Source organism: Vibrio sp. 10N.261.52.A1, assembly GCF_002876325.1.
In the GTDB taxonomy this organism is placed as follows: domain Bacteria; phylum Pseudomonadota; class Gammaproteobacteria; order Enterobacterales; family Vibrionaceae; genus Vibrio; species Vibrio chagasii.
In genome coordinates, this window is sequence record NZ_MCYD01000119.1 from 1 (window position 1) to 1,285 (window position 1,285).

Below are 1,285 nucleotides of genomic sequence, written 5' to 3' on the forward strand. Positions count from 1 at the left end.
ATTGATTTACCTCAAAATAATCACCTTTGTAAAAATATGGTTTTTGGTTGTTTTTTGACCTAAATCAATGTTAACCTCACAAATATTAGGTATATATTACCCAGCTCAATAAAAATCGAAAGTTAACACCATAATCAAACCACATTCAGTGGACTAGGAGATAGTTATGATCCAAGGTATTCAAATTACTAAAGCAGCAAACGACGACCTACTAAACTCAATCTGGCTACTAGACAGCGAAAAGAATGAAGCTCGTTGTGTTGCAGCTACTGCTGGTTTCGAAGCTGACCAAGTTATCCCAGCTGCAGACCTAGGTGAATACGAGAGCCGTGAAGTTGCTATCGAAGCAGCACCACGTATCGAAGGTGGTCAACACCTAAACGTTAACGTTCTTAAGCGTGAAACACTAGAAGACGCAGTTGCTCACCCAGAGAACTACCCACAGCTAACTATCCGTGTATCGGGTTACGCTGTACGTTTCAACTCTCTAACAACAGAACAACAACGTGACGTTATCGCACGTACGTTCACTGAGTCTCTATAATCTCAGAAACTAGAGTGTTAAAGATTTAAAAAGCTTGGTCAGAGATGACCAAGCTTTTTTCGTTTTTATGGCGCTCACATTTGCCTATACACCGGCTACGGCGCATTTCGCTGAGAAGGGTCTTTAGTAAAGGCCTTGGCTAACGTTGTAGGATCCACTTTGTCTCTCTGTAACGCTGCACCTTGTGCCCACCACATCAATTGATGGAAGGTTCGGTTCATGTATTCATCCCATTGAGCTTGCTCTGACTCTTGGGCAACACAACCCTCTTCATCAAAGACTTCTTGTGCTTTAGGCAGATGAATCATCGCAGAAACCGGTAAACAACCGAGTTCAGATAAGAAGGTTCGCATCGAAACCGACGCTCTTGCCCCACCCCACTGCCCTGCAGAATACGTCACAATCGCACTCGGTTTATATGAGAATAACGAGCTACCAAAATGGTTAAGAATATTGGCCAGTGCTGGGCTCATTGAATGGTTATATTCCGGGCTTACCATCACGTAGCCATCAGCTTTGGCAATCTTATCGGCTAACTCCGCAAGATGTGCAGGTACTTTGGAACGATGGTAAGAAAACTCAGGCTTAAATACGTCACCAAAGTCGTAATCCAGTGGGTCGATAATCTCAACCGTATGATCTGAGTGTTTATTCGTTAGTAGTTTTGCACACGCCTTGCTGACTCTCATTCCTAATCGAGCAGGTCTTGGTGGTGTACTCTCACGTACAGAGCCAAGGAAA

The 1,285-nt window shown here is 43.7% G+C and carries 2 protein-coding genes; one reads left to right on the forward strand and one right to left on the reverse strand.

Going from position 1 to position 1,285, the window contains the following annotated elements; translation table 11 throughout:
• The first annotated feature begins 166 nt into the window (after positions 1-166).
• The gene (grcA, locus tag BCT81_RS01690) at positions 167-544 is read left to right on the forward strand and encodes an autonomous glycyl radical cofactor GrcA (RefSeq protein ID WP_004739575.1); all 378 of its coding nucleotides are present in this window, start codon (positions 167-169) and stop codon (positions 542-544) included.
• Positions 545-639: 95 nt separating this feature from the next.
• On the opposite strand, the gene BCT81_RS01695 is transcribed toward grcA, so the two are convergent.
• A partial coding sequence (locus tag BCT81_RS01695) for an NAD(P)H-dependent oxidoreductase (protein WP_241908133.1) occupies positions 640-1,285 on the reverse strand: 646 nt, incomplete at its 5' end.